The organism is Micromonospora sonneratiae (genome assembly GCF_042679305.1).
Taxonomy (GTDB): Bacteria; Actinomycetota; Actinomycetes; order Mycobacteriales; family Micromonosporaceae; genus Micromonospora_H; species Micromonospora_H sonneratiae.
In genome coordinates, this window is record NZ_JBHTMP010000010.1 from 106,386 (window position 1) to 131,820 (window position 25,435).

Genomic DNA, 25,435 nt, shown 5'->3' on the forward strand with positions numbered 1-25,435 from the left:
CGGAGGAAAAACCCGGCAGGACGCCTCTTCGTCGAACGGTGCCAGAGGGGCGACTGCGCAGGGCGGGCCGGATTCGAGCCTGGCCGGCGTCAGGGCTTCCACCGTTTCAGCTCGGCCGGGTAGACAAGCTCGGTCCGGTCACCGGGGAAGACCACGTCGGCGACTTCCACGATCCGGTCGGTGATGTCGATGGAAGTCTTGCGGAGGGCCAGGACCGACACCCCGGGTTCGATGTCGAGGAGTTCGGCCTCGTCCGGGGATGGTGGCCGTGCCCGTACCTCGTCGACGATGCGGGCCAGTTCGACGCCGAGGGTGAACAGTTGTGCTGTGTCCCGCCCGGCCAGGGTTCGTTGTCGGCGTCGAGCAGGTCAGGGTTCGCCTTCACTAGGTCGTACGGCAGGTAGGAGTAGGACACCGACAGCGGTGCGCTCTCCTGCCGGGAGCTGGTCCAGTACACCCGACGTAGTAGCGGTGTGCCGACCGGCAGAACGAAGGCGTTGGCCATGTCGTCGTCGGCCGGCACCCGGGCGTACTCGGCGTGGAACTTCAGGTCATCGGTGGCCAGGCCGGTGTCGTGTTCGGTCCCGCCGGTCCCGCGCCGATGGCCCTCGTAGAGCAGGGCCCGGTCCTTCTCCCACTGGTACCGCTCGGTGTTACGCCGCCGTATCCGTCGGCAGGGTGCGCGTACGTAGGTGCCGCGTCCCTGTTCTGCTCGGACCAGGCCCCATTCGCGCAACTGGCGGATGGCGTTGCGGACGCTGGTACGGGACAGTCCGGACGACTCGGCCAGCTGGGTCTCACTGGGCATGGCCGCGCCCCGGGCGAGCTTGCCACTCATGATCTGGGCGCGCAGCTCCTCAGCGAGCTGTAGGTAGCGCGGACGCCGGTCGCGAGAGACCACGCCGCCAACGCTACCGCCGGGATGTCGACCTGTCTGGCGGGTGGGAACAGGGGGTACGGCGGTGTGGGCTGGTCTGCGGTCGCTGGCGGCCTGCGCACCTCGACTCCGTGGCCCGTGACTCGTGACCGAGGCGGGCCGCCTCGTGGGTGCCGTACGGGCCGACGGGGCGGCAGCATCCCCGGCCCGGCAAAACGAGGTATTGACGATCGTGTGTGCGCTCTATAGCCTGCACTGAGCGCAGTCGTACAGCTACTTACCGTGATCATCGTTCGATGTGGAGGTCAAGTTGGCAGACTACCAAGTTCAAACCAAGACCGGTGATGTCCACAATGGCGGTACGAACGCCAATGTCTTCATCACCTTCCACGGCAGTGACGGTGCCAGTGGACCCTACGAGTTGGACACCCCCGGTGAAAACAACTTCGAGCAGGGCGACCTGGACGCCTTCACGCTCCACGTCGACAACGCTGGTGCGCTCGAGAGCATCGACATCCAGATGGACGACACGGGTACGGCCAGTGGATGGTATCTGCAATGGGTCAGGGTCACCGATCCCAGCAATACCCAGTTCTGCTTTCCCTACGGCGGTTGGATGGGCGGCGGTGACGGGCCGACCCAGGTCAACCTGAAGCCGTCCGACTCCGGCGACTGCAACTGATTCTGCTGTTCCGACAATCGGTCGTACGCGGAAGTCAGCCCGTAGCGCGTACCAGCGTTACGGGCTTTCCTGTTCTGTGGCCCACCCGGTCCCGGGTTGAGCGTGAAGCTTCCGATATGCGGCTGCCAGACGGGTGGCGCGGGATGGTCTCCGTTTTGTTGTGTCGTCACCGATCCGTGATTCGCTTCGCCATGCTGGCATCCGGCTTTCTGGGCTACCTCGTTGACGCGGGGCTGAGTTACCGACACGTACCGCGACCAGGCCCATCGCTGTCGCAGACGGGAACGTCGCCGTAGGCGGCGCTTGTGCTGGTTTGGTCTGTCTAGCCCGCGCAGGCGTCCTAGCACATCTGTCCACAATTGCAGAAGATCCCGTTCCGGCAGGATCTTCGGCCGCCACGCTTTTGATCAGGGCTGACCGGGCGGAAGTTGGTTCCGAATGATGCGATTCGCCGTTTGAGCTGGCAGGCTGCTGCGACGGCCAGGTCAAGTGTCACACTGGGCGGCATCTGAGGCACGGCCCAGCGTCTCGGAGTGAATATATTGCCATCGTGGAAAGGAGCGTCAATGGTTGCGGAGCCTCACACCCTGCCCCTTGAGGCGATGGTTGTCGGGGACGCATCCTTCCGACGCAAGCTCAAATCCACAATGGACGTATTGACGACTGTAGGCTACCGCCCGATCGGCTCGGACCCGGGGGTGGCCGGACCCGGGGTTCGCCGTCAGTCGACGGTCGACATGCGGCCCGGAGCCGGACGAAGTGGTTGTCACCGCCATCGTGGCGGTGCACGGTTCCGGTTGCAGGTGATGATCGATCCAGACGTACGGATCATCGAAGACTGCTGTGCGGCCCGGCCTTCGATGTCGTCTCGTGATTCCGCTGGGCGAGGCCAACTTCGGGAAGGCTCGTCTCTCCGTCAACTCCTCAAGGTACGTGGGGGTACGGTCGGGATGAACCGATCCGGATCGTGCGGTGCCACCCGTGGTTAAATCTGGCCGGATCCGCGCATTATCCAGTGCTGCCATGAAGCTACTGCGTGGCACGGATGCGACAGCTGTGCAATCGGGCGACGATCAGCCGGATCAATCGACCAGCGACATCATCATAAGTAGTGAGGAACAAGTGTCCGACATGAGTCTCTCTCAGATCGTCATCAACGCCGTCAAGAGCTTCCGCAGTTCCGTACCTGACTGCGTTGCTGCTGGTGTCGTCGACATGTCAACCGGCATGCTCCTGTCCGTCGAGACGACGGACAGCCACCCGCAGGAGGTCCTGGACCTACTCGCAGCGGCGACCTTCGACCTCTTCCAGGGCCGGAACGTCACGATGATCGAGGACATGTTCAAGGCCCGGCGCGGGGTGAGCGGTGGGGGACACTACTTCCAGGAAATTCTGGTGAACAGCCAGAACCTGACCCACCTGTTCCTGCGCAGTACGGTCAGCCCCAACATCGTCGCTGCGATCGTCTGCCGACGCTCGGTCAACATCGGCATGATGTTTGCGCAGGCCCGACTCGTGATGCGACAGATGGAAGCCGAGGGGGTGTGAGTCGGCCGGTACGTGCACACACGTAGGGCCGAGACGATCCACGAGGCCGTGGCGCTGGGATGGAGCGTTCGCAGACATCCCTGACGCCTGGGCGTCGCCGCTGCTGTGCGATAGGTAGCTCGAAGGGCGCACGAAGATGTCCGGGCGGTTTGATGTCCTCCGCAAGGCCATGCAGATTCTCGGGGCGCGTTCGGTCACGGTGTTCTCGATCGCGCCAGGATCCAAGGTTTGGTCGGTAGCCGAGAATCGGGCGACGATCGGCGATGAACCTGCCGCTGCCGCGGCCGATGTGGTCGCGACAGCCCAACGTCTGGTGGAGTTGGCCGACCCAGGCAGCCCGCTGGACGAGGTTTTCGCGCTGGACGAGGCCTGGTTTCATGTGCTGTATCTCCTTGGCAGCCAGGAAACCGGGCCTCAAGTGGCACACATCCTGCTCGACCGGAACCTGGCGAATCTCGCGGAGGCCCGCCGCGAGTTTCTGGCGCTGGTCGAGGCCGAGCGGGCGGCGCAGCAGGACACCGAGGAGTCAGGGCAGCGCGACGCCGACGAGCCGGCGCAGCAGGACACCGACGACTCGGGGCAGCGCGACACCGACCGGTCGGGGCAGAGTATGGCCGACCGGGCGGTGCAACCGGACACCGACCAGTCGGCGCAGGACGTTCCGATGCTCACGCCCCACGAGGTGCAAGGGGCATCGGCTGAAGCGGAAGCGGCACCTTCCGTAGCCGGACGGGTCGACTTTCCAAGGCGGATAGCGACGGTACGGAGAAAGCCGCAACCGCTACCCGGGGACGGAGCACCTGCCGGCCCCACCGTGTGGATGAACCATCTTGCGGGGCCGTTCGTATCAGATGAGCCGACGCTGCGTCGTGTGCTTGACGCGCTGCGCCGGCTGTAGTGGGCGCACTTTGAGACCAGACCCTTCCCCGCCGGGGAGGGGCAGGCACAAGGGATCGGCGTGTATCTGGACGAGGAGAGCAGTCGGGCCATGCTTGCAGAGCTGGCCGCACTGCGTGATCGGGTGTCGGGCGTACTTGGCTGCGTTCTTGCGGGCGTCGACGGACTCCTGATTCTCAATGATGCTGGCCCGGGCATCGAGCCGCACGACGTCGCCGCGATGGCTGCGGCGACCGTGGGCCTCAGCCGGCAGTTCGGCCGGGCACTACATCAGGGGGTGTTCCAGGAGTGCACCGTCCGCAGCACCCAGGGACACTTCGCCGTGTACAGCGTCGGTGAGTGGGCGGTACTCGCCGTACGGGCCACCGAGGGGTTGAACATCGCGCGGCTCCATCTGGAGGCACGTGCCATGGCGTCCCGCCTCGCCGACGCGCTGCCGACCAACCAGTGGTACGCCCAGACCTGGCCACCGTCGTAAGGCATCCCACCGCTCGGAGCACCGCTCGGTCTACCGCTCAGGCCTCGGCTCGCTGACCGCGTAGCACCGACCGCGTACGAATCGAGGTCGAAAAGTCGGCCGCGTCCGGGTACCGTCCGGGCGCACAGTGGACACGAGGGGTGAGGACGGCATGGACGGTGGCGACGGGACGACGATGCTGTGGCGTCCGACGGGCCCCGAGGAACTGGAACTCGTACGCCAGTCGGGCTGGCTGCGCTGGCCGCCCCGCCTCCCCGACCAGCCGATCTTCTATCCGGTCCTCAACGAGGACTACGCGATCATGATTGCCCGGGACTGGAACGTTCCGAGTTCCGGCGTCGGCTACGTGACCAGGTTCCGGGTCGAGTCGGAGTTCCTGCGCCGGTACCCGGTACGGCAGGTCGGCGGCAAGGCCATCCGTGAGCTGTGGGTGCCGGCGGAGGAGTTGGACGAGTTCAACCAGCACATCGTCGGACTGATCGAGCTGGTGCACGAGTTCCGCTAGTTGGCCCGTGCCCGGGCCGGTACGCGCCGGTACGCCGATCCGGGGGCGATGGTCGGGGGCGGAACGGTGGCCGACCGAACACGGCGGGATCCGGCAACTAGGCTCTGATCATGCGCGTGGGGATCGTGATTCTTGCTGACCAGCGGTGGTCTGTTGGTGAGCGCCGTTGGCGCCAGGCCGAGGAGTGGGGTTTCGACCACGCCTGGACGTACGACCATCTGGGCTGGCGGGACCTGGTCGACGGCCCGTGGTTCGACTCGGTGCCCACATTGACCGCTGCGGCCATGGTCACCTCGCGGATCAGGCTGGGTACGCTGATCGCCTCTCCGAACTTCCGGCATCCAGTGCATTTCGCCCGGCAGGTGACCGCCCTCGACGACATTTCGGGTGGGCGGCTGCTGCTCGGCCTCGGAGCGGGCGGGATCGGGTTCGACGCGCATGTGCTCGGCAACGAACAGCTGTCGCCACGTCGCCGCGTCGACCGGTTCGGTGAGTTCACGGAATTGCTGGATCTGATCCTCAGCGGGGACCGGGTCACCTGGCGGGGGGACTACTTCGCGGCGGTCGACGCCCGGAGCAACCCGGGCTGCGTACAGGATCCACGGGTGCCGTTCGTGCTGGCGGCGAACGGTCCACGGTCGATGCGGCTGGTCGCCCGGTATGGCCAGGGGTGGGTGACGACCGGCGACACCTGCGAAGAGCTCGACGACTGGTGGCGTTCGGTGGCCAGACTGCGTGACCGGATGGACCGGGCCCTCGACGATGCCGGTCGTGATCGTGCCACTCTTGATCGTTACCTGTCCCTTGGCTCCGCCCCGGTCTTCTCCCTGTCCAGCGTCTCGTTCTTCACCGATGCGGTCGGCCGGGCCGCCGAGTTGGGTTTCACCGACGTGATCACCCACTGGCCACGTCAGTCGAGCTGGTACGCGGGGGACGAAGCCGTACTGGAGAAGGTGGCGGCGGACGTGTTGCCCCGGTTGCCGGGGCGCGGCTGATCAGAACCAGAACCAGAACCAGGGACGGGAGCAGGGCCGGGAGCCGGCGCCGGAGTCAGGCGCGGGAGCAGGACCAGGAGCAGGGGCGGGAACAGGGCCGGGGCCGGGATCAGGACCAGACCGGGGTCGGGGCGGACCGTTCACGGTCCGAGGTCGTTGCCGGCGAGTATGGCGCGTACCCGTAGCTCGGTCGCCAGCTCGGCGGAACAGTCGGCGACGACCGCAGCGGTGCCGACCGGCTCGGCGGCGCGGGCGGAGATTACCTGATAGAGGGCGCGGAGCTGGGCGCCGGTGGCCACCCAGTCGTCCACCACGAGCACCCGGTCGCCGGGGCCCAGGTGCCGGTCCCGTACGCCCAGCGCCAGCGTCCGGCCCCGGTAGTCCGGGGGCGTGGTGCCCCAGGTGGTCGGTTCGGCGATCATCCGTTCACCCTGACCCTTGTACGCCGGCACGAAACCGACGCCGAGCGCCACCGCCACCAGCGGGCCGAGCATCAGTCCGGTCACCTCGGGGGCGACGACCACGGTCGGGCGCTCGGCCCGGAAAAGTTCGGCCAGCGCGGGACCGACCCGGGCCAGGATCTCCCGGTCGCGCCACCAGCCGGAGACGTCGCTGACCAGGTGGGTCGCCTGCGGTCCGGGGTCGATCCAGCGGAACTGTTCGAGCAGACGTTTCCTCAGCTCATCGGCCATGTTGACCATCGTCCGACAGGGGGAACGATCAACCCAGCTCGGGTCGGATGATCGGCTACACGTTTCATGGCAAATGCGGGCGAAGCGGATTGATCACGTTGACCTCCGAAGCGCGTCGCTGGCTACGGTCCGCACCGGTCTCCTAGTCGATCGAAGGGACGGGTCGGTGACTGGCAAGCATTTCCGAACTCGGACAGGCAGGCTGCGCGTCGGCCTCGTCTCCGGTGCGGCGGTGGCCGTCGTACTCGCGGTGGGTGGCACGGTGGGGGCGGTGCAGCTCGCGGCCCGGCCCACAGCGGGAACGCCCGCCGGGAACGGGACGTCCCTGTCGACGGCCGGCACTCCCGTCGAGGCGTCACCCAGCCCGTCGGCGGTCTCCGCCGAACCGACCGGCTCGCCCACGGCCAGCCCGACGGCGACGAAGTCGACGCAACGCGCCTCCCGGAGCAACACCCGGACCGCCGCCCCGAGCCCGACCAGTGCCAAGAAGACGGCGGCCAGCCAGGTGGTCGGTAGCGGTAGCTGTGGCGCTTCGTTCTACGCCGAGGGACAGCTCACGGCCAACGGCGAGACCTTCGACCCGGAGGCGCTCACCGCCGCCCACAAGACCCTGGCCTTCGACACCAGGGTACGGGTGACCAACCCCGCCAACGGCAAGTCCGTCGTCGTACGGATCAACGACCGGGGGCCGTACATCGACGGTCGGTGCATCGACCTGTCCCGGGCGGCCTTCCGGGCCATCGCCTCGCTCGACCTTGGCGAGATCAACGTGCGGTACGAGATTCTCGGCTAACTGTTGGACCGGTCGACCGGTGACCGGCTGGCGGGTATCCGATGTCCAATGCGCCGGGTGGCCAGAACCGTATCGGACGAGGGGCCAACTTCGTTCAATCGCCGTGCTCGATCATGCATGCTGTTCGGCGTACCCATGCAACTTTTGTCGCCGGGCCGACGCCCGCTGAGCCCTGGATCCCGCGCCGGCCTCGGCGCGGCCATTGTGGTGCTTGCACTCGTCTCCGCGGTCGAGATCGCGGACGGTCCGAGCGCCAACTATGTCGGCCTGGTGGCGGCGGCCCCCCTCCTCGCCGCCGCGTTCGCGTCCTGGCGCATCGTCGCGTCGGTGGGGGTGCTGGCGACCGGGCTCGGCGCCGCGTTCGTGTTGAAGGGCGGCCTGCTCACGTTGGCGATGGTGGTCAACGTGGTGGGTATCGCCCTGGCCGCGGGCATCGCCGCCGCCGTGGCGGTGATCCGTCAGCGGCAGGCTGAGCGGATCGCCGAACTGTCCAAGCTCGCCTCGGTGGCCCAGCAGGCGATCCTTCGGCCGCTCGGACCGCAGGTCGGAACGCTGGCGGTGGCCGGGCACTACATCTCGTCCACGGCCGCCGCCGACATCGGCGGTGACCTCTACGAGGCGATCGACACCCCGTACGGCGTACGGATGATCATCGGCGACGTACGGGGCAAGGGGTTGGACGCCGTACGGCTGGCCAGCATCGTGCTCGGCTCCTACCGTCACGTCGCGTACGAGCGGGCCGACCTGCGGGCGATCGTCGCGGACCTGGACCGGGCGGTCGCCCGTAGCGTCGGTGACGAGGACTTCGTGACCGCCGCTCTGGTGGAGGAGCGTGGCGGCACGCTGACGATCGTCAACTGTGGCCATCCGGCGCCGCTGCTGCTGCGGCGGGGCAAGGTGATCCCGCTGGAACCGCCCGCACCGGCACCGCCACTCGGGTTCATGCCGGTCGTCGCGCCACGGGTCGAGCGCCTGGAACCGGGTGACCGATTGCTGCTGTTTACCGACGGTCTTGGCGAGGCTCGCCGGGATGGCGAGTTCTTTCCCACTGCTGATCGGGCCTGGCAGTTGCTGGGGCACGGTACGGTCGCCGACGGGCTCGCATCGCTGGAGACCGCACTGGTCGAGTGGGTGCACGGGCAGCTCGACGACGACATCGCCCTGGTGTTGATGGAGTACTCCGGTCCGCAGCCGGTGACGACGGCGGCGGTGCCCAGCTGGGAGGTCGGCACCCCGGGCACCTGATCCGGGTGCCGCACCGGTGGGTCCACCGACCCCGCACGTCGTCGGCGTGTCCTCGATATGTCACTGGTTAGTTTGGCTACGGACTTGTTGCTACCTACCCACGAGTAATATAGTTCGGAGTTACTGATCGGTAACTGGTGTGGAAGCGGGGCCAGCGAGCATGACCCACTACAAGAGCAATCTTCGGGATCTTGAGTTCAACCTCTTCGAGGTCTTCGGCGCAGACCGCACGTTCGGGCAGGAGCCGTACACCGAGCTGGACGTCGAGACCGCCCGGAGCATCCTCGCCGAGGTGGACCGGCTTGCCCGCGAGGATCTCGCGGCAAGCTACGTCGAGGGCGACCGTAACCCGCCGAAGTTCGACCCGGCGACCCACTCCGCGCCGCTACCCGAAGCGTTCAAGAAGTCCTACAACGCCTTCATGGACTCGGAGTTCTGGCGGCTCGACCTGCCGACCGAGCTGGGCGGCACCAGCGCCCCGCGGGCCCTGTGGTGGTCGCTGGCCGAGTTGGTGCTCGGATCGAACGCCCCGATCTGGATGTACGCTTCCGGCCCGTCCTTCGCGCACACGCTGAACCTGGAGGGCACCGAGCGGCAGAAGCGCTGGGCCAAGCTCTTCGTGGAGAAGCAGTGGGGCTCCTCGATGGTGCTGACCGAGCCGGACGCCGGTTCCGACGTCGGTGCCGGTCGCACCCGGGCCATTCCCCAGCCGGACGGCTCGTGGCACATCGAGGGCGTGAAGCGCTTCATCACCTCCGGTGAGCACGACCTCACCGACAACATCGTCCACTACGTCCTCGCCCGCCCCGTCGGTGTCGAGGGCGTCGGGGGTCCGGGCACCAAGGGCCTGTCGCTCTTCATCGTCCCGAAGTTCCACTTCGACGAGGAGACCGGCGAACTGCTCGACCGCAACGGCGTCTACGCCACCAACGTCGAGCACAAGATGGGCCTGAAGGTCTCCAACACCTGCGAGCTGACCTTCGGCGAGCACGGCGTACCGGCCAAGGGCTGGCTGATGGGTGACGTGCACGAGGGCATCCGTCAGATGTTCCTGATCATCGAGTACGCCCGGATGCTGGTCGGCACCAAGGCCATCGCCACGCTCTCCACCGGTTACCTGAACGCCCTGGAGTACGCGAAGAACCGGGTGCAGGGCGCCGACATGCTCCAGACCGACAAGTCGGCCCCCCGGGTGACCATCACCCACCACCCGGACGTACGCCGGTCGCTGATGCTGCAGAAGTCGTACGCCGAGGGGCTGCGTGCCCTGGTCTGCTACACCGCGACCTGGCAGGACCGGGTCAACCTGGCGGTGGCGGCCGGCGACGAGAAGGCGGCGAAGATCGCCAAGAAGGTCAACGACCTGCTGCTGCCGCTGGTCAAGGGCGTCGGTTCGGAGCGGGCCTACGAGTTGCTCGGCCACGAGGCGTTGCAGACGTACGGCGGGTCCGGATTCCTCCAGGACTACCCGCTCGAGCAGTACGTCCGGGACGCCAAGATCGACACCTTGTACGAGGGTACGACCGCGATCCAGAGCCTCGACCTGTTCTTCCGCAAGATCGTCAAGGACGGCGGCAAGGCCCTGATGACGGTCGCCGGTGAGATCCAGGCATTCGTCGAGTCCGAGGCCGGAAACGGGCAGCTCAAGGAGGAGCGGCTGGCGCTGGGCAAGGCGCTCGTCGAGGTGCAGACCATCCTGGGCGTCATGACCGGCTGGCTCGGTGAGGTGCAGGCCGGCGAGCCGCGTGCGCTCTACAAGGTCGGGCTGACCAGCCGTCGGCTGCTGCTGGCCGTTGGTGACCTGGTCGTCGGCTGGCTGCTCCAGCGGCAGGCAGAGATCGCTCTGGCCGCGCTGGCCGGCGAGGTTTCCGATGCCGACCGGTCGTTCTACACCGGCAAGGTCGCAGCTGCCCGGTTCTTCGCCCACGAGATTCTGCCCCGGATCGGCGCTGACCGACGCATCATCCAGTCGACCACCCTGGACCTGATGGACCTGTCCGAGGACGTCTTCTGACCTCCCACCCGATCCTCGTGATCAAGATCCTCGTGATCGGGGACTGACCCGCGTGTCGACGGCGTGGTGCGGGGTATACCCCTGGTCACGAGGATCTTCGTAGACGCTGGCGGTCGGCGAGCGATGCTGCTTGCCGACCGCCGAGCTATTCTTTGAAGAGGAGTGGTTCGCCCGATTTGAGAAGGAAGCCTTGCTTCGGTTGTCAGGAATCTGGTGACAGGAGTCCTTGGTAATCGGAAGCCCAGAAGCCATCGCACAGGGGGAGTGCAGCGGACATGGGCATCGGCAGCGGAATTTTCCTTATCACAATAGGTGCGATTCTGACATTTGCCATCAGAGCGAACGTCTGGTGGATCGATCTACGTGCGGTTGGCTGGGTCTTCATCCTGGCGGGATTGGCCGTACTACTGACGACCCTGTGGTTCTGGCAGGACCGTCGACGTCGCGCCCGTACCCTGATCGTCGAAGAGAACCGGCTGTCCCATCCGACGGCGATGATGCCGCCACCGCCGGATCCGCCACCGCCGAACGCTCCACCAAGCTGACAGTCGTCAGCTGAGGCGGTGAGCTGTGCGGTGGATCTGGCGATCAGGCGAGGGTCGTGGGGTGGCGATCGATGACCGGCGCCCCACCCGAGGCCAGGTCAGACCAACCGCCGGGCACCCGGTGTACGACCATCTCGCTGGTGCCCAGCCCGTCCGAACCGGGGCGCGCCGGGTCGAGCAGGTACGACAGCTGCGAAATGCTCGGATTGTGCCCGATTAACAGCAGTGTTCCGGGCCCGGAGTCGACGGTACGGAGAAGTTCCAGCAGTTCTTCGGCTCGGCTCTGGTAGATGACGGGTTCATAGCGTACGTCCGGGGCGTCCGGTGTCGACGATGTCGAGCCGGACGCCCCGGTCTGCGTGTCGGGTGGTGTCACGCCGGCCAGGCCCAGCGCCACCCCGTGCCAGGTCTGCCGGGTGCGCCGAGCGGGAGAGCAGATTACGGCCGTTGGGGCGTACCCCTGTTTGGCCAGCCACTCGCCCGCGGCGAAGGCGTCAGCTTTCCCGCGGGCCGTGAGTTGGCGCTCGAAGTCCAGCAGGCCGGGGGCCTGCCCTGCCTGGGCGTGGCGCAACAGTACGACTGCGTGCTCAGCCGATGGAGGATGCTCGATCTTGTCGCCCGGTTCAAGCCGCTCGGTCATTCGCTCAGCTTGCCTGATTGGCGGCGGAACCACCTGGGTAAGTCGATGGATGCCACAACCTCACATAGCTGGCGCGGCAGGTGGATGCCAGCTGACAGCCAAGGAGGCGACAAAGTGGGCATCGGTGGAAGCATCTTCCTAATCGCCCTGGGCGCGATCTTCGCATTCGCGGTGGAGTTCGAATTGGGGTGGCTCGATCTGAGTGTCGTCGGCTGGGTGCTGATGATCGCTGGCGTGGTCGGGCTGATCATGACCACCTGGTTCTGGAACCGTCGCCGTACGGTCGTCACCACTCCCGTGAACCAGCGGCCGACGGTTCCGACGCAGGATGCGCGGGTGGTCGAGGAGTACCGCGAGGTGCGGCACCCGGGTCAGCAGGCCCGTTGACGTATGCACCCCGTCCCCGCCGGTTCTCGTACCTTTCAGGATCCGTGATCAGGGGCCCGGCGTCGCGACTCGCCGTCGACACGCCGGAGTTGGTCCCTGATCACGGGGATCCTGGGGCGAGGGGTCAGGCGAAGAGGGCGAAGTAGATGGCGATGTGGTGGCAGATCGCCGCGACCAGGGTGCAGGCGTGGAAGAACTCGTGGTGACCGAAGACCGTGGGCCAGGGGTTCGGCCGGCGCAGGGCGTAGAAGACCGCTCCGACGCTGTAGACGGCACCGCCGATGATCAGCAGGACCAGTGCGGTTACGCCACCCTCGCGCAGGATGTCCGGCAGGACCGCGACCGCGACCCAGCCCAGTGCCAGGTAGAGGGGCGCGGAGACCCAGCGGGGCGCGTGCGGCCAGACGAGCTTCAGCGCCACGCCCGCCAGCGCTCCACCCCAGACGATCGAGAGCAGGATCGTCGCCTTGCGGTCCGAGAGCAGCAGTAGGCAGAACGGGGTGTACGTACCGGCGATGAATATGAAGATCATCGAATGGTCGAGCCGGCGCATCACCTGATAGCCGCGCTCGGTCCAGACCCGCCGGTGGTAGAGGGCGCTGGTGCCGAAGAGTCCGCAGACGGTGAGGCTGTAGATGACGCAGCTGACCAGCGGGGCCCAGCCGGACTGGGCAGCCGCGAGCGAGCAGAGCACGATGCCGCAGACGGCGGCGACGAAGAAGGCGTAGGTGTGGAGCCATCCACGCATCCTCGGTTTGCCGATGTCGACCGGCTTCATCCGTAACGGGGCAGAGGTGGTCACGCGACCAGGTTACGGCACCGTAGGTTACTTCTGAGTAGTGGAGGGCGTGGAACGCATCACGCCCGCGAGAGACCCGACCGGCCGCGAGGTCCCACGGCAGGCAGGTGCTGTCCTATTCGTACTCCGGTGACCTTTCCCACTACGATTGCCCCGTGGTCACCCCGTGGGATCCCGCCGCCACCAAGACGTTGCGCCTGCCATCCGGACGGCTGGTCAGAGGCCGTGGGCTGCGACATCCGCTACCACCCGGACCGACCCCCACCTTTGCCGTCTACCTGCTCGGCGAGGAACCGCCGGCCGTCGACTGGGAGACCCGCTGGTTGCGTTGGCCCGACTTCTGGCTGCCCAGTGACCGGGCACGCGCCCGCGAAGTCCTGCACGAGGTCTGGGAACGCGCTGCCACCGAACGGGTCGAGATCGCCTGTTCCGGTGGCCGGGGCAGGACCGGTACCGCCATGTCCTGCCTCGCCATCATCGACGGAGTGCCGCCGAAGCAGGCCGTTGCCTACGTACGGCAGCACTACGACCGGCACGCCGTCGAGACCCCCTGGCAGAAGCGATACGTCACCCGGTTCACAGCGGACGCTCCCCGCCCCGCCAGCAGCTGAAACTGGCGGTCGGCCAGGTCGGTCGGGCAGGATCCTGGGCCATGCGAGTACGGCCGTTCGGCAAGCACAGCCTGCTCCTGGAGTGCGCCGACGCGTCCCAGGTGGAGGCGTGGCGGGCGGAACTCTGGCGGCGGCGGGCAGCCGGCGAACTGGCCGCGCTCGAGATCGTCCCCGCCGCACGTACCGTGCTGCTCGACGGGGTGCCCGATCCCGCGGCGACAGCGGAGCTGATCGCAAGCTGGGTTCCCCAGCCGGTGACCAGTGGCGGCGACGGCGTGGAGGTGGAGATCCCCACCAGGTACGACGGTGAGGACCTGCCCGATGTCGCCGCGCTCTGGGGTGTCACCGTCAGCGAGGCGGTCGAACGGTTGTCGGCCGTCGAGTTCCGGGTCGCGTTCTGCGGGTTCGCGCCCGGCTTCGCCTACCTGACCGGCCTGCCTGACGCCTGGGCGGTACCCCGGCTGGCCAGCCCGAGACCGAAGGTGCCGGCCGGCTCGGTCGCCCTGGCCGGGGCGTACCTGGGGATCTATCCGACCGCCTCACCGGGCGGCTGGCGGCTGGTCGGACGTACCGAACTGCCCCTGTTCGACGTGCACGACGACCCGCCCGCCCGACTCGTCCCCGGTGCCCGCGTCCGACTGGTCCGCGAACCGTGATCGGGATCGTCCGTGCCGGTGCGCTGACCACCGTCCAGGACCTTGGCCGCCCCGGCTACGCCCACCTGGGCGTACCCCGATCGGGTGCCCTCGACCCGTCAGCGTTGCGGCTGGCCAACCGGCTGGTCGGCAACCCCGAACAGCACGCCGGCCTGGAGACCACACTCACCGGGTGCACCGTACGGCTGCGGTCCGCTGGAACGGTCGCCGTCACCGGGGCGGACGCGCCGGTACGCGTGGCGGGGCGGGCCGCCGATGTGGGCAAGCCGATCGCCGTACCGGCGGGTGGCCTGGTGGAGGTCGGACCGGCCCGGTGGGGCGTGCGGTCGTACCTGGCCGTTGCCGGGGGCGTCGCCGTCGAGCCGGTGCTCGGCAGCCGGGCCACCGACATGCTGTCCGGCCTCGGTCCCCGACCACTACGCGACGGCGACGAACTGCCGACCGGACCGGTCACCGCCCTGCCCGCCCCGGTCGACTTCACCCTGTCGGCGGCGCCACCGACCGTCCTGCACCTGCCGGTACGCCTCGGACCCCGGGACGACTGGTTCACCGACGAGGCCGTCGAACGGCTGCTCGGTACGACGTACACGGTGACCCCGGTGAGCAACCGGGTGGGCGCGCGGCTGGCCGGCGCGACCCTGCCCCGCGCGGAGGCCGGCGAACTGCCCAGCGAGGGAATCGTGCTCGGGGCGGTACAGGTGCCGGCCAACGGCCAACCATTGATCTTCCTCGCCGACCATCCCACCACCGGTGGATACCCGGTGATCGCCGTGGTCACCGACGTGGCGCCGCTGGCCCAGGCCCGCCCGGGGACTACCGTGCGATTCCATGGACCTCAACGCTGACCTCGGAGAAGGCTTCGGCATCTGGCAACTCGGCGACGACGAGGCGCTGCTCGACGTGATCACCTCGGCCAACGTCGCCTGTGGCTTCCACGCCGGTGACGCCCCCACCATGCGACGGATCTGCATTGCCGCAGCCAAACGCGGGGTCGCCGTCGGGGCCCAGGTCGGCTACCGGGACCTGGCCGGATTCGGCCGGCGGCGGATCGAGTACGCCTTCGACGAACTGCGCGACGAGGTCATCTACCAGATCGGTGCGCTGGACGCCTTCTGCCGGCTGGCCGGCACCGCCGTCCGGTACGTCAAACCGCACGGCGCGCTCTACAACACCGCTGCCCGGGACGAGTCCCAGGCGGCGGCGGTGGTGGCGGCGGTGGTCGACTACGACCGGAACCTGCCGGTGCTCTGCCCGCCCGGTTCGGTGCTGGCCCAACTCGCCACCGGTGCCGGGCTGCGGGCCGTCGCCGAGGGGTTCGCCGACCGGGGCTACCAGTCGAGCGGGGCGCTGGTGCCGCGTACCGCCCCGGGGGCGCTGGTCACCGACCCGGACGAGGCAGCCGACCGGGCCGTACGGATGGCCGTCGAGCAGCGCATCGTGGCCGTGGACGGCACCTCCGTACCCGCCCCGGTGGAGTCGATCTGCCTGCACGGCGACACCCCGGGTGCGGTGACGGCAGCCGGCCGGGTACGTGCCGCCCTCACCGGTGCCGGGGTCACGCTCGCCCCGTTCGTGGGTCAGGAAGGCCCCTTTCGTATGGAGGGCCCTTCCTGACCCCCAGTGCTTCAGGCGTCGAGGCCGCGCAGGATCAGCGGTAGACGGTTCAGGCCGTCGGCGGTGACGCGTACCGGCACTCCCCAGTCCTGACGGGTCAGGTGGCAGGCCGCGTGTTCCTCGTCGACGTCGCAGGTCGCCGCCTGGGCGGTCACCTGGAGCACACCGGCGGACACCCCGGTGTTGATGACCAGGCGGCGGGACAGGTCGGTGGTCACCCCCAGACCGTCGAGCAGCAACTCCGGCGGGGAGGCCGACACCTCCAGCCGGGTGGACGGCCCGAACGTCTCGTCCAGCTTCTGGCCGGGCGCGGGCGTGAAGATGACGTCCAACGTCACCTCGCCGGGGGCGAGATCGGTCGGTGGGCGCTCGACGCGGTGGCGGTCACCGTCGACCGTCGTCGCCCCGGCGGCGGTCAGCGCGCCCGGGGCGAGTCGGGTCAGCCGGTGTGCCGCCGATTCGACCACCAGCACCGAGCCGTCGGAGGTCAGCACCAGGTCGCTGGGTTCGGCCAGGTCACGGGCCACGGTGGAGACCAGTCCGGTCTGCGGGTCGAACCGGCGTACGGCACCGTTGTAGGTGTCGGCCACCAGCACCGAGCCGTCGGGCAGCGCACAGACCCCGAGCGGGTGCTGGAGCAGCGCGTCGGCGGCCGGGCCGTCGACGTGACCGAAGTCGAACAGTCCCTGCCCGACCGCCGTCTGCATCACCCCGTCCTCGACGTAGCGCACGGCGCTGGTCTCGCTGTCCGCGATCCACAGGCGAGTGCCGTCCGACGCGACGGACAGGCCGGACGGCTGGGCCATCCACACGTCCGGCAGCGGTCCGTCGCGCAACGCCTCGACGGTGGTGCCGGCGTAGGTACCGACGGTGCGCTTCACCGGGTCGAACCACCAGAGCTGGTGGATGCCGGCCATCGCGATGATGACCCTGTCGTCGTACCAGGCGAGGTCCCAGGGGGAGGAGAGGTCGATCGAGAGCGCGTCGTGTGAGTGGTCGTCGACCGTCGAGCGCCACTGTCGGCCCGTACCGGCGACCGTCGTCACCTCGCCGGTGGCCAGACGGACGCCGCGCAGCAGGTGGTTGACGGTGTCGGCGACGACCATGTCGTAGCCGGCGATCCCGGCGACGTGTTCGGGCAGCAGGCACAGACCCTGCGGCTCCGAGAACGTCGCCCGGTCGGCCGGGCCGTCGGACCGGCCGCGCTCGCCGGAGCCGATCCGGCTCAGCACCGTCTCGCCGTCGGCGGCCAGCTCCACCAGCGAGTGCCGGGCCGAGTCCGACACCAGCAGGTTTCCGCTGGCCAGTGCCACCGCCTTGCCGGGGAAGCGCAGGGTGGTCGTCGGTTCGGCCGGTGGGACGTACGGCCCGCCGCCCCGGTGCAGGGTGCCCTTGGCCTCGTGCACCTCGATCAACTCGTCGAGGAGTCGGGCCAGTCCCTCGGCGTGACCCTCGCCGGCCATCGTGGCGACGACGTAGCCCTCCGGGTCGATGACGCACAGGGTCGGCCAAGCCTTGGCGGCGTACTGCTGCCAGGTCTTCAGCTCCGGGTCGTCCAACACCGGGTGGTGGACGCCGTACCGCTCGACGGCAGCGACCACGGCGGCGGCGTCCCGCTCGTGCTCGAACTTGGGTGAGTGCACGCCGATGACCACCAGCACGTCGCCGTACTTCTCTTCGAGCGGACGCAGCTCGTCGAGTACGTGCAGACAGTTGACACAGCAGAAGGTCCAGAAATCGAGAATCGTCAGTTTGCCGCGGAGGTCGGCGAGCCTGAGGTCCTGTCCGCCGGTGTTCAGCCACGCGCGGCCCTGGAATTCGGGTGCACGTACCCGTGGTGATGCGTCCATGCCCGCTAGCCTGCCACGACGGCCGCCCGGGCTGCCGGGGTAGTCCCTCGGCAGAAGCCGTGGGACCACCCCGGGTGGGCCGGTTTCCGACCTCGGTGGGTGGGCCGGTTCACCGTGCGGCGGGGCCTGTCGAGCTGCTGGCGCCAGCGAGGCGCAGGTAGGGCGCGGGTCAGGCGCAAACGGGCCGCGAGAACGGGCCGCGAGAACGGGCCGCAGGTGACGCGCAAACGAGCGGCAGGTGCGGCACGAACGAGGCAGGTTCGCTCGTGTCGACCTGCCCTGACGCCCCTCGGGGTCCTTCTACCGGGCGTCGGGCCGGGCGAGTTGGGCGAGGCAGATCCGAGCCTGACTGAGTCTGTGTTCGGCGGTGAGCGTCGCGTCGCCAACGGCGGTCAGCCGCCTCTGCCAGGTCGGGAACTCGGTGACCATGAGGTCGGCCAGTATGCCGATCAACTGCTGGGTGAGCAGGTACGCGGCCAACGCCTCGTGTTGCGCCTGCTGGATCGTCGCGCGCACGACGCCGGTCGGGCCGGGCAGCGCTGTGGCTGGGCCCGGGACCTGATCTTTCGTACGCGCTGCGTGGCGACGGCGACGAACCGACTGCATCCGGTCGAGGGATCTTGCCGCCAGGTGCAGAGCCTCGACGGCCGCATGGGCGGCTAGCTGGTCGTGGCGGGTGGAGCGGGTCAGACTCGCGGCGTTGCGGGCGTGGCTGGCGGCGAGTCCGGCGTGGTCTACCAGTCGGGCGAGTACCCCGGGCAATGGTGACGCTGTGAGGCTGCCCGGAACTGGTCGGCCAATGGTGGTGAGAAGTCGGGGTCGTTTCAGGTAGAGCACGAGACAGAGCCCTTCAGGGGAACGGGCAAGGTCAGGGGGGACAGCGGTGGTGCGGCCGGTCGCCACCTCGGGTGGATGGTGTGCCGGCTGGGGAGGGGATCGGCTCGGGGGTGCTGGTGACGAAAGGCGAGTGGTCTTGTTGCTGGTACGCGGCCGGGGCGGGATACGCCCGTACCGGTGGAACCACACAGCGGCTGCGGTTATGCCGCCATTGTTATCAGTGATGACGTCGATTTTGCCGAAGAAGAGGGCGTGTTCGACCCGGATTCGGGCTACCCCGGTCCGCATGGCGGCCTATTGCCCCAGGGGGTATCAGCCAGGTGACGATGGGTAGTTCCGAACAGTGTCGTCTGCCGGCAAATTCGATGGCTCATCGATCTTGTGCTGTGGCACGCTCCGGTCATGGCCAGCCATCTCACGCGTGACGTTCTCCGGGATCCGCTCGTCGCGAACGACGTGGCCTACGCCGTCCTGAAGCCGGACGGATGGACACGCGACGAACGACTTCCACTGATCGTCCTTCTGCACGGTGCGAATTCGTCCAGCGAGGTATTGGCCGCTTTCCAGCCACTCATCGACAGCATGTGGGATGACGGTTCGCTGCCCCGGTCGATCATCGCCAGTGCCTCGACCCCTACGACGGGCGGCTTCTACCTCGATCACGAGGCCGGCGACTGCTGGGAGAGCTTCATGGCCGTCGCGTTCCTCCGACTGTTGGAGGACGAGTACGGAGCCGATGGGAGCCGGGTCTCGCTGCTGGGCTCCTCGATGGGAGGCTACGGCGCGCTCAAGATTGCCTTTGCCGACCCGGCGCGATGGCAGGCGGTCGCCGCGATTGCTCCGGCCCTCCTGCCCGCGACGACGCCCGAGCAGCTCCGACCGCGTAACACCCTCGGTGTGCTGGCACAACTCGGCGAGGAGATGGCGGGCGACGGCACCGACCAGCGTTTCGCTGAGAACAGCGTCCTTCACCGGCTGAGGGTCAACGCCGATGCGATCCGGGCGAGTGAACTGCCCATCTTCCTGCGCTGCGGCGACAGCGACGTGTTCAAGCTGCACGACGGCACCGAGCAACTGCACCGAGCGCTGTGGGATCTGGACATCGGCCACGAGTACCACCTCGTCTTCGGCGGGGACCACATCGGACCTGAGGCGATGGCCGCGCAACGGGCCGCTCTGGCGTTCATCGGCGCAGCACAGCGGGCGCGGGCCGGCGAGGACCGGACAGCGGCCGACCGGGAACTAGAAGCGGCCTGGCTGAGCTGGTCTGCCGGGGGACGAAAGGGAACTCCACCAGCACTCGACGCTCACGGCATCACCGGTCCCACTGCCCTTCGCGTGCTGCTGGAACCGGAGTTGGCCGAGGCGGCACGGCGCGATCCGACCGCACTGCGCAGATACGGAATCATCTCCCCGGAGTAGCCAGCGTGGGTCGCGGTGGGTGGCAGGGGGCCGTGCCCACCGACACCTGTGCCGAAGTCCTAGACGAGTAGTTCGAAGTCAGAGGTCGATGTTCGGGCAGGGAGAGGCCTGTCGAGCTGGGCGCACAGGCGGGGCAAGCCGTTGCGCCATCGGTGGTCAGGATTCGCACGAGGCGGCCGACCGCTACGGGATCGACACCGGGGCCGGCTGCTGGCATCGGCGTGCGTCGTCTCGGGAGGTTCCTTGTCCAGGGCGATGTCCGTCCGCGAGAGTGCCCGCCAGGTGCCGGGGCAGAAAGGCGGGAGCGTGGGCGAGGCAACTCGACAGCCTCTGCGGCGGCCTCCCCTGACCGCCGGGAACCGGCCAGATTTCGGAACTACTCGTCTGGTGAACTCCGCTGTCAGGTCGCGGAGCCCTGGTAGCTGCCGGTGGCGATCATGAACACGATGATCGCGACCGAGAGCAGAGTTCCGATGCAGCCGAGCACCAGGGCGATCCTCGACATCGTGTCCTTCGCCTTCAGCCCCGGCAGACTCAGGGCAATCCCGCCGAGACCGAAGAGGACCCCCGCCCCGAGGCAGATCGACAGCGCTATCGACACGGCGGAGAGGGTCAGCGCGACCTGGGACATCGGGTTGCGTTTGCCGGTCACCAACTGTGACGCTGGCGGGGGAACCGGAGCGGGCTGATGCTGCGGCTGCCACCGGAACTGGTGCGGCAGGTCGGCCGTCTGGCCGGTCAGGTCCCCGACGGTTCTGGCCGACTGGATGGCCGCCATCCGGACTTCGTACTCGCCCAGCTCGATGTATCCCTGCTCCAGGGCACGGGAGAGCAGGTCCAGGACAGCGGTCCGCTGGGCCGTACCCACCCGCTCGGTCGACGGGACCTGTGGTCCCCCTGCGGGACCAACACCGTAGTTCACCATGCGCCTCGCCAATCCCAGTGCCGCCGGTGGCAGAAGGCGCTCATTGTAGAGCGATCCGCGAAGCCTGGTCTGTGTGAATGTCCGGCTGGACGTGTCGTGGCCGACCTTGCCAGGGCTTCTCGCTAGTCGAGGCGTAATCCTGCGACGAGGAGCCCGACCATGCGGCGCGCGTCGTAGCGCGGGTCGCGGCCCGCGCCGATGCAGAGATTGCCGACGCCGCGCATCAGTTCGTAGGCCTCCACGCCGGGGCGGATCTCACCCGCGGTGGCGGCGGCGTCGAGTAACCGGGTGCAGACGGGGACGAGGCGGTCGAGGAAGTAGGCGTGCAGGGCCTCGAAGGTGGCATCGTCGGACTGGAGTGCCTCGGCGAGGCCGTGCTTGGTGACCAGGAAGTCGACGAAGAGGTCGATCCATCGAGCCAGGGCGGTGTGCGGGGTGCCACTGGTCGCCAGCAGGGCTGGACCTGCCTCGGCGCAGGCCTCGACCTGGTGCCGGTAGACGGCGACGACGAGATCGGCTCGGGTCGGGAAGTGGCGGTAGATCGTGCCCACGCCGACGCCGGCCCTGGCGGCGATGTCACGTACCGGCACATTGACGCCGGCGGCGAGGAAAGCCGCGCCAGCGGCGTCGAGCAGGGTCTGCTCGTTGCGCCGGGCGTCGGCGCGCTTCCGTGAGGCTGACGCCCCCGATCCGCTGTCTGTTCCGGCCACTGCCGTCACTACCTCCGTCGCACAACTTGCTAAGCGGAACAATGTTCCGTATCGTCTTAACGGAACGCGGTTCCGCTTGTTCATCATGTCAGGGCAGGCGTCGCATGTCCAAGCCGCGCATCACCAACTCGGTTCACCCCTCAAGGAGACACCCATGTCCCACCCCAACGAAGGCGTCGGCGCGCCTACCCCGGTCGTCTCGGTCAGTCCGGTGGTGCTACCGGCACCCGGCCGTGGCGAGGACCTACAGGTACGGGTGTCGGCCCCCGTGGCCGGGCATGAACTACCCGTCATCGTCTTCTCGCACGGCTTCGGCTGGTCGATGAACGGCTACGCCCCGCTGGTCGACTTCTGGGCGGCCTGCGGCTTCGTGGTGGTTCAGCCCACGCACCTCGACTCCAGGACGCTGAACATCACGCCCGACGATCCCCGCCACCCCGAGATCTGGCGGTTCCGTGTCGCGGACCTGAGGCGCATCCTCGATCAACTCGATGTCGTCGAAGCTGCCGTTCCCGGTCTCCGTGGGCGCCTCGATCGAGGCCGCATCGCCGCAGCCGGACACTCCTGGGGTGGCCAGACGGTGAGCGCGCTGCTGGGCGCACGGGTTCTCGATGCCGACGGCGTCCCCGGCGAGGACATGTCCGACCCACGGGTCAAGGCAGGTGTGCTGTTGTCCACGACCGGCACGGGTGGAGCCGACCTGAGTCCGTTCGCCGCCGAACACTTTCCTTTCATGAGCCCGAGCTTCGCCGACATGACCACGCCGGCTCTCGTCATCGCAGGGGACCGGGACCAGTCCGCCCTGACCCTCCGGGGACCGGACTGGTTCGCCGACCCGTACCACTTGAGCCCCGGCCCCAAGAGCCTGCTCACCCTGTTCGGGGCAGAACACTCCCTTGGCGGAATCGCCGGTTACACCGTCACGGAAACGACCGACGAAAACCCCGAACGCGTCGCCCTGATCCAGCGGATCACGTGGGCCTACCTGCGCAGTGCGCTCTATCCCACGGACGTCAGTTGGGCCGTGGCAAGCACCGAGTTGATGCAGAGCGCTGATCCACTGGGCCGGATCGACTCCAAGTGAAGCGCTGATCCGGCCACGGGCCGCCCGGTCGGCAGCAACGGTTCGGCCAACGCCCACCCTGCCCGGTCGGCGGAACCCAGCTTCGACGGGACCGGCACCATCCGGTGCCCGTCGTGCGCATACCGCGTTCGTAGTACGTAGCAGCCCCGGTCGATTCGTACAGTTCCGTCATGCGGCGGTGGCTGGTGGACGTGGCACTCGCGGTCGGGGCGGGCGGCATCACGGTGTACCGGGTCTCGGTGGCGACGGTGACGGGGGTGGACCGGCCGCCGGACGAGTGGGCGTACCTGATCGGCGTGCTGATGGCCCTGGCCCTGTTGGCCCGGCGGCGGTGGCCCGCCGGGGTGCTGGCCCTGGTCGGTGGTCTGTTCCTGCTCTACCACGTGCTCGAATACCCGGGCGGTGCGCCGGCGGTGCCGCTGTGGGTGGCGCTGTACTCGGTGGCGGTGGCACCCCGACGCCGGGCCGGCCTGGTGCTGGCCGGCACCCTTCTTGTGATCGACGCCTACAGCCGGATGCTGATCAATCGGGTGGGACTGCTCGACACGACACTGGACAGTTCGACCATTCTCTTCGTGTCGATGCTGCTGCTCGGCGAGGTGGTACGCGGTCGGCGGGCCCGGCTGGCGTTGCTGGCCGCCGATCGGGACCGGGTCGCCGAACTTCGGGTCAGCGAGGAACGGATGCGGATCGCCCGGGAGTTGCACGACGTCACCGCCCACACCCTGGCCGTGGTCAACGTGCAGGCCGGCGTGGCAGCAGAGGTGTTGGACGACGATCCGGCCCAGGCCCGGGCGGCCCTGGAGAACGTACGTCGGGCCACCCGGGAGGCGATGAACGAACTGCGGGCGGCGGTAGCGACGATCCGCGACGGGCCACCACCGACCGGCGAAGCGATCGCGGACGGGGCACCACCCGAGCCGCCCGCACCGACCCTCGACCGGCTGCCCGAGTTGGCCGCGTCGACCGGAGCGGTGGTGGTGTACGACGGACAGCCCCGTCCACTGTCCCCGGTGGTGGAGTTGACGGCGTACCGGATCGTGCAGGAAGCGGTGGCGAACGCGCTCCGGCACGCGGACGCCCAGCGGATCGACGTACGGCTGAACTACCGGCCGGCGGGACTGCTGCTGACGGTACGCGACGACGGGCGGGGTGCCTCCGGTCCGCCCGGAAACGGGTTACGTGGCATGGCGGAACGGGCGGCCGGGCTCGGCGGGTGGTTGCGGGCGGAACCGGTCGTCAGGGGTGGTTTCCAGGTCCAGGGGTGGCTGCCAGACTGCCGGACCGATGGGACGACGGACCGACGAGATGACGAGATGACGAGATGACGAGATGACGGTACGGGTTCTGCTGGCCGACGATCAGACCCTGGTCCGGGCCGGTTTCCGGGTGCTGTTGGAACGTGCCCCGGACATCGAGGTGGTCGCCGAGGCGGCTGACGGGGACGAGGCGATCGCGTTGACCCGGGTGCACCGGCCGGACGTGGTGTTGATGGACGTCCGGATGCCCGGCACCGACGGGTTGACCGCGGCCCGGCGCATTCTCGCCGACGACCGGTTGCCGAGCGTACGGGTCGTCATGCTGACCACGTTCGAACTCGACGAGTACGTGTACGCCGCGCTTCGCGCCGGTGCCAGTGGCTTCCTCCTGAAGGACCTGGAACCGGACGAACTGCGGCGTGCGGTCCGGGTGGTGGCCGCCGGTGATGCCCTGCTGGCCCCGGCCGTGACCCGACGGCTGATCGCGTCCTTCACCGGCGGACCGCCCGTTCCCGGGGTGCACACCCTGACCTCCCGGGAGCGGGAGGTGGTGGCCCTGGTCGCGGACGGCCTGTCCAACGCCGAGATCGGTGACCGGCTGGGGATGAGTGCGGCGACGGCGAAGACCCATGCCAACCGGGCGATGGTGAAGCTCAGCGCCCGGGACCGGGCCCAACTGGTGGTGTTCGCCTACCGCAGTGGGCTGGCGGGCCTACCGCGTCCGCGGTAGTCGACCGTCCGTAGCTGACGGATTTCCCGGGCGTCAGTTGTTCGTAGCTTCGGATCATGTTTCTTATCTTGGGTCCGGCGATCAATCTACTCGCCGGCTTCTTCTGGGAAGACGACAGTCAGGGCATCGTCGCCGGCACGCTCATCGTGCTCTCCAGTGGGCTGTGGCTCATCGGCCTGATCGGACTGTACGACCGGCTGAAGGTCAACGCGCCGAGATACGTCGCGGTGGCACTGCCGGTGGCCGTATTCGCGACCGTCGGCGGACTCGCATTCGGATTCCAGGGCATCTACGAAGGCCTATTCGATGTGTCGCACGCCGAAGCCATTGTGCAACTGAACCAGCATCCGCTCACGGCCGTGTCGCTGTACTGGATTCCTGGACCACTGTTTCCCGCCACCCTGTTCGCGCTGGGGTTCATGGTGGCCAGGCTTCGCCACGCCCCGAGGACCGTAGGGGTATTGATCATGCTTGGCGCGCTGGCGTTCCCGCTGAGTCGGATCACCCGCGAGCCGCTGATCGCGCACGTGGCGGACGTTCTCCTGCTGCTCCCGTTCCTCTATCTGGGAGTGCGGTCGTCGTGGCCGCGCCGGGCGATCCGCCGATCGGAAGAGCCGTCAGTGTCAGGGTGATCCCCTAG

28 protein-coding genes and 1 pseudogene are annotated in these 25,435 nt (G+C 68.2%); 20 read left to right on the forward strand and 9 right to left on the reverse strand.

Features of this window, described 5'->3' with window-relative positions:
- Positions 1 to 89 precede the first annotated feature (89 nt).
- Both ACFQ4H_RS09095 and ACFQ4H_RS09100 read right to left on the reverse strand, forming a co-directional pair.
- Complete coding sequence (locus tag ACFQ4H_RS09095; RefSeq protein WP_377569279.1) at positions 90 to 344, reverse strand: UTRA domain-containing protein; 255 nt, start codon at positions 342 to 344, stop codon at positions 90 to 92.
- Between the two features lie 401 nt (positions 345 to 745).
- Positions 746 to 838: pseudogene (locus tag ACFQ4H_RS09100) on the reverse strand (GntR family transcriptional regulator); the annotation flags it as partial.
- A 337-nt stretch (positions 839 to 1,175) separates the two neighbouring features.
- Between ACFQ4H_RS09100 and ACFQ4H_RS09105 the strand changes: the two are divergent.
- The 6 genes from ACFQ4H_RS09105 to ACFQ4H_RS09130 all read left to right on the forward strand — a co-directional run bounded on the left by ACFQ4H_RS09105 (position 1,176) and on the right by ACFQ4H_RS09130 (position 5,982).
- The gene (locus ACFQ4H_RS09105; protein ID WP_377569180.1) at positions 1,176 to 1,559 is read left to right on the forward strand and encodes a PLAT/LH2 domain-containing protein; all 384 of its coding nucleotides are present in this window, start codon (positions 1,176 to 1,178) and stop codon (positions 1,557 to 1,559) included.
- 1,023 nt (positions 1,560 to 2,582) lie between these two features.
- Positions 2,583 to 3,107, forward strand: a complete 525-nt coding sequence (locus ACFQ4H_RS09110; protein ID WP_377569182.1) for a hypothetical protein — start codon at positions 2,583 to 2,585, stop codon at positions 3,105 to 3,107.
- 136 nt (positions 3,108 to 3,243) lie between these two features.
- Positions 3,244 to 4,005, forward strand: coding sequence for a hypothetical protein (locus ACFQ4H_RS09115; RefSeq protein ID WP_377569184.1), 762 nt, complete (start codon positions 3,244 to 3,246; stop codon positions 4,003 to 4,005).
- A 60-nt stretch (positions 4,006 to 4,065) separates the two neighbouring features.
- Positions 4,066 to 4,482 (forward strand): roadblock/LC7 domain-containing protein, encoded by a 417-nt coding sequence (locus ACFQ4H_RS09120; protein WP_377569186.1) that lies wholly within the window; start codon positions 4,066 to 4,068, stop codon positions 4,480 to 4,482.
- A 151-nt stretch (positions 4,483 to 4,633) separates the two neighbouring features.
- Positions 4,634 to 4,987 (forward strand): hypothetical protein, encoded by a 354-nt coding sequence (locus ACFQ4H_RS09125; protein WP_377569187.1) that lies wholly within the window; start codon positions 4,634 to 4,636, stop codon positions 4,985 to 4,987.
- Positions 4,988 to 5,091: 104 nt separating this feature from the next.
- Positions 5,092 to 5,982 carry an LLM class flavin-dependent oxidoreductase gene (locus ACFQ4H_RS09130; protein ID WP_377569281.1) on the forward strand — a complete coding sequence of 297 codons (891 nt, stop codon included), beginning with the start codon at positions 5,092 to 5,094 and terminating at the stop codon, positions 5,980 to 5,982.
- Between the two features lie 140 nt (positions 5,983 to 6,122).
- Here ACFQ4H_RS09130 and ACFQ4H_RS09135 read toward each other — a convergent pair whose 3' ends face one another.
- A complete protein-coding gene (locus tag ACFQ4H_RS09135; RefSeq protein WP_377569189.1) occupies positions 6,123 to 6,674 on the reverse strand; it encodes a phosphoribosyltransferase family protein in 552 nt (183 codons plus the stop codon).
- Positions 6,675 to 6,840: 166 nt separating this feature from the next.
- Between ACFQ4H_RS09135 and ACFQ4H_RS09140 the strand changes: the two genes are divergently transcribed.
- From ACFQ4H_RS09140 to ACFQ4H_RS09155, 4 genes are all read left to right on the forward strand, one after another.
- Positions 6,841 to 7,467, forward strand: a complete 627-nt coding sequence (locus tag ACFQ4H_RS09140) for a septal ring lytic transglycosylase RlpA family protein (protein WP_377569190.1) — start codon at positions 6,841 to 6,843, stop codon at positions 7,465 to 7,467.
- Between the two features lie 117 nt (positions 7,468 to 7,584).
- Positions 7,585 to 8,712 (forward strand): PP2C family protein-serine/threonine phosphatase, encoded by a 1,128-nt coding sequence (locus ACFQ4H_RS09145; RefSeq protein WP_377569192.1) that lies wholly within the window; start codon positions 7,585 to 7,587, stop codon positions 8,710 to 8,712.
- 160 nt (positions 8,713 to 8,872) lie between these two features.
- On the forward strand, positions 8,873 to 10,726 hold the full coding sequence (locus ACFQ4H_RS09150) for an acyl-CoA dehydrogenase (protein ID WP_377569193.1): 1,854 nt from the start codon (positions 8,873 to 8,875) through the stop codon (positions 10,724 to 10,726).
- A 275-nt stretch (positions 10,727 to 11,001) separates the two neighbouring features.
- A complete protein-coding gene (locus tag ACFQ4H_RS09155; RefSeq protein WP_377569194.1) occupies positions 11,002 to 11,271 on the forward strand; it encodes a DUF6458 family protein in 270 nt (89 codons plus the stop codon).
- Between the two features lie 43 nt (positions 11,272 to 11,314).
- Here the strand turns inward: ACFQ4H_RS09155 and ACFQ4H_RS09160 are convergent, their stop codons facing one another.
- Positions 11,315 to 11,911 carry a SixA phosphatase family protein gene (locus tag ACFQ4H_RS09160; RefSeq protein ID WP_377569196.1) on the reverse strand — a complete coding sequence of 199 codons (597 nt, stop codon included), beginning with the start codon at positions 11,909 to 11,911 and terminating at the stop codon, positions 11,315 to 11,317.
- Positions 11,912 to 12,025: 114 nt separating this feature from the next.
- On the opposite strand from ACFQ4H_RS09160, the gene ACFQ4H_RS09165 reads away from it, so the two are divergent.
- Positions 12,026 to 12,298 (forward strand): DUF6458 family protein, encoded by a 273-nt coding sequence (locus tag ACFQ4H_RS09165; protein WP_377569198.1) that lies wholly within the window; start codon positions 12,026 to 12,028, stop codon positions 12,296 to 12,298.
- A gap of 124 nt (positions 12,299 to 12,422) precedes the next feature.
- Here the strand turns inward: ACFQ4H_RS09165 and trhA are convergent, their stop codons facing one another.
- Positions 12,423 to 13,100 carry a PAQR family membrane homeostasis protein TrhA gene (trhA, locus tag ACFQ4H_RS09170; protein WP_377569200.1) on the reverse strand — a complete coding sequence of 226 codons (678 nt, stop codon included), beginning with the start codon at positions 13,098 to 13,100 and terminating at the stop codon, positions 12,423 to 12,425.
- Between the two features lie 152 nt (positions 13,101 to 13,252).
- On the opposite strand from trhA, the gene ACFQ4H_RS09175 reads away from it, so the two are divergent.
- Genes ACFQ4H_RS09175 through ACFQ4H_RS09190 form a run of 4 tightly spaced genes read left to right on the forward strand, consistent with a single transcriptional unit; the run spans position 13,253 to position 15,978 of the window.
- A complete protein-coding gene (locus ACFQ4H_RS09175; RefSeq protein WP_377569202.1) occupies positions 13,253 to 13,708 on the forward strand; it encodes a protein-tyrosine phosphatase family protein in 456 nt (151 codons plus the stop codon).
- A 41-nt stretch (positions 13,709 to 13,749) separates the two neighbouring features.
- Positions 13,750 to 14,364, forward strand: coding sequence for a 5-oxoprolinase subunit B family protein (locus ACFQ4H_RS09180; RefSeq protein WP_377569204.1), 615 nt, complete (start codon positions 13,750 to 13,752; stop codon positions 14,362 to 14,364).
- Positions 14,361 to 15,209 (forward strand): 5-oxoprolinase subunit C family protein, encoded by an 849-nt coding sequence (locus ACFQ4H_RS09185; RefSeq protein WP_377569205.1) that lies wholly within the window; start codon positions 14,361 to 14,363, stop codon positions 15,207 to 15,209. The genes ACFQ4H_RS09180 and ACFQ4H_RS09185 overlap by 4 nt, the downstream gene beginning before the upstream one ends.
- Positions 15,193 to 15,978, forward strand: a complete 786-nt coding sequence (locus ACFQ4H_RS09190) for a LamB/YcsF family protein (protein WP_377569207.1) — start codon at positions 15,193 to 15,195, stop codon at positions 15,976 to 15,978. Before ACFQ4H_RS09185 ends, ACFQ4H_RS09190 begins: the two co-directional genes overlap by 17 nt.
- 11 nt (positions 15,979 to 15,989) lie before the next feature.
- On the opposite strand, the gene ACFQ4H_RS09195 is transcribed toward ACFQ4H_RS09190, so the two are convergent.
- Together ACFQ4H_RS09195 and ACFQ4H_RS09200 are read right to left on the reverse strand one after the other, a co-directional pair.
- Positions 15,990 to 17,828 (reverse strand): NHL domain-containing thioredoxin family protein, encoded by a 1,839-nt coding sequence (locus tag ACFQ4H_RS09195; RefSeq protein ID WP_377569208.1) that lies wholly within the window; start codon positions 17,826 to 17,828, stop codon positions 15,990 to 15,992.
- A 300-nt stretch (positions 17,829 to 18,128) separates the two neighbouring features.
- A complete protein-coding gene (locus ACFQ4H_RS09200; RefSeq protein WP_377569210.1) occupies positions 18,129 to 18,590 on the reverse strand; it encodes a hypothetical protein in 462 nt (153 codons plus the stop codon).
- A gap of 477 nt (positions 18,591 to 19,067) precedes the next feature.
- Here ACFQ4H_RS09200 and ACFQ4H_RS09205 point away from each other — a divergent pair, with 477 nt between their 5' ends.
- The gene (locus ACFQ4H_RS09205; RefSeq protein WP_377569212.1) at positions 19,068 to 20,087 is read left to right on the forward strand and encodes an alpha/beta hydrolase-fold protein; all 1,020 of its coding nucleotides are present in this window, start codon (positions 19,068 to 19,070) and stop codon (positions 20,085 to 20,087) included.
- 400 nt (positions 20,088 to 20,487) lie between these two features.
- Here ACFQ4H_RS09205 and ACFQ4H_RS09210 read toward each other — a convergent pair whose 3' ends face one another.
- On the reverse strand, positions 20,488 to 21,012 hold the full coding sequence (locus ACFQ4H_RS09210) for a DUF1707 SHOCT-like domain-containing protein (RefSeq protein WP_377569214.1): 525 nt from the start codon (positions 21,010 to 21,012) through the stop codon (positions 20,488 to 20,490).
- A 122-nt stretch (positions 21,013 to 21,134) separates the two neighbouring features.
- Positions 21,135 to 21,722: a TetR/AcrR family transcriptional regulator gene (locus ACFQ4H_RS09215; RefSeq protein ID WP_377569216.1), complete on the reverse strand. Its 588-nt coding sequence runs from the start codon at positions 21,720 to 21,722 to the stop codon at positions 21,135 to 21,137.
- Between the two features lie 154 nt (positions 21,723 to 21,876).
- Between ACFQ4H_RS09215 and ACFQ4H_RS09220 the strand changes: the two genes are divergently transcribed.
- The 4 genes from ACFQ4H_RS09220 (at position 21,877) to ACFQ4H_RS09235 (ending at position 25,427) form a co-directional block, all read left to right on the forward strand.
- Complete coding sequence (locus ACFQ4H_RS09220) at positions 21,877 to 22,806, forward strand: alpha/beta hydrolase family protein (protein ID WP_377569218.1); 930 nt, start codon at positions 21,877 to 21,879, stop codon at positions 22,804 to 22,806.
- Between the two features lie 170 nt (positions 22,807 to 22,976).
- A complete protein-coding gene (locus ACFQ4H_RS09225) occupies positions 22,977 to 24,134 on the forward strand; it encodes a sensor histidine kinase (protein ID WP_377569219.1) in 1,158 nt (385 codons plus the stop codon).
- A 4-nt stretch (positions 24,135 to 24,138) separates the two neighbouring features.
- A complete protein-coding gene (locus ACFQ4H_RS09230) occupies positions 24,139 to 24,795 on the forward strand; it encodes a response regulator transcription factor (RefSeq protein ID WP_377569221.1) in 657 nt (218 codons plus the stop codon).
- A 68-nt stretch (positions 24,796 to 24,863) separates the two neighbouring features.
- Entirely contained in the window at positions 24,864 to 25,427 is a 564-nt protein-coding gene (locus ACFQ4H_RS09235; protein WP_377569223.1) for a hypothetical protein, read from the forward strand.
- Positions 25,428 to 25,435 lie beyond the last annotated feature (8 nt).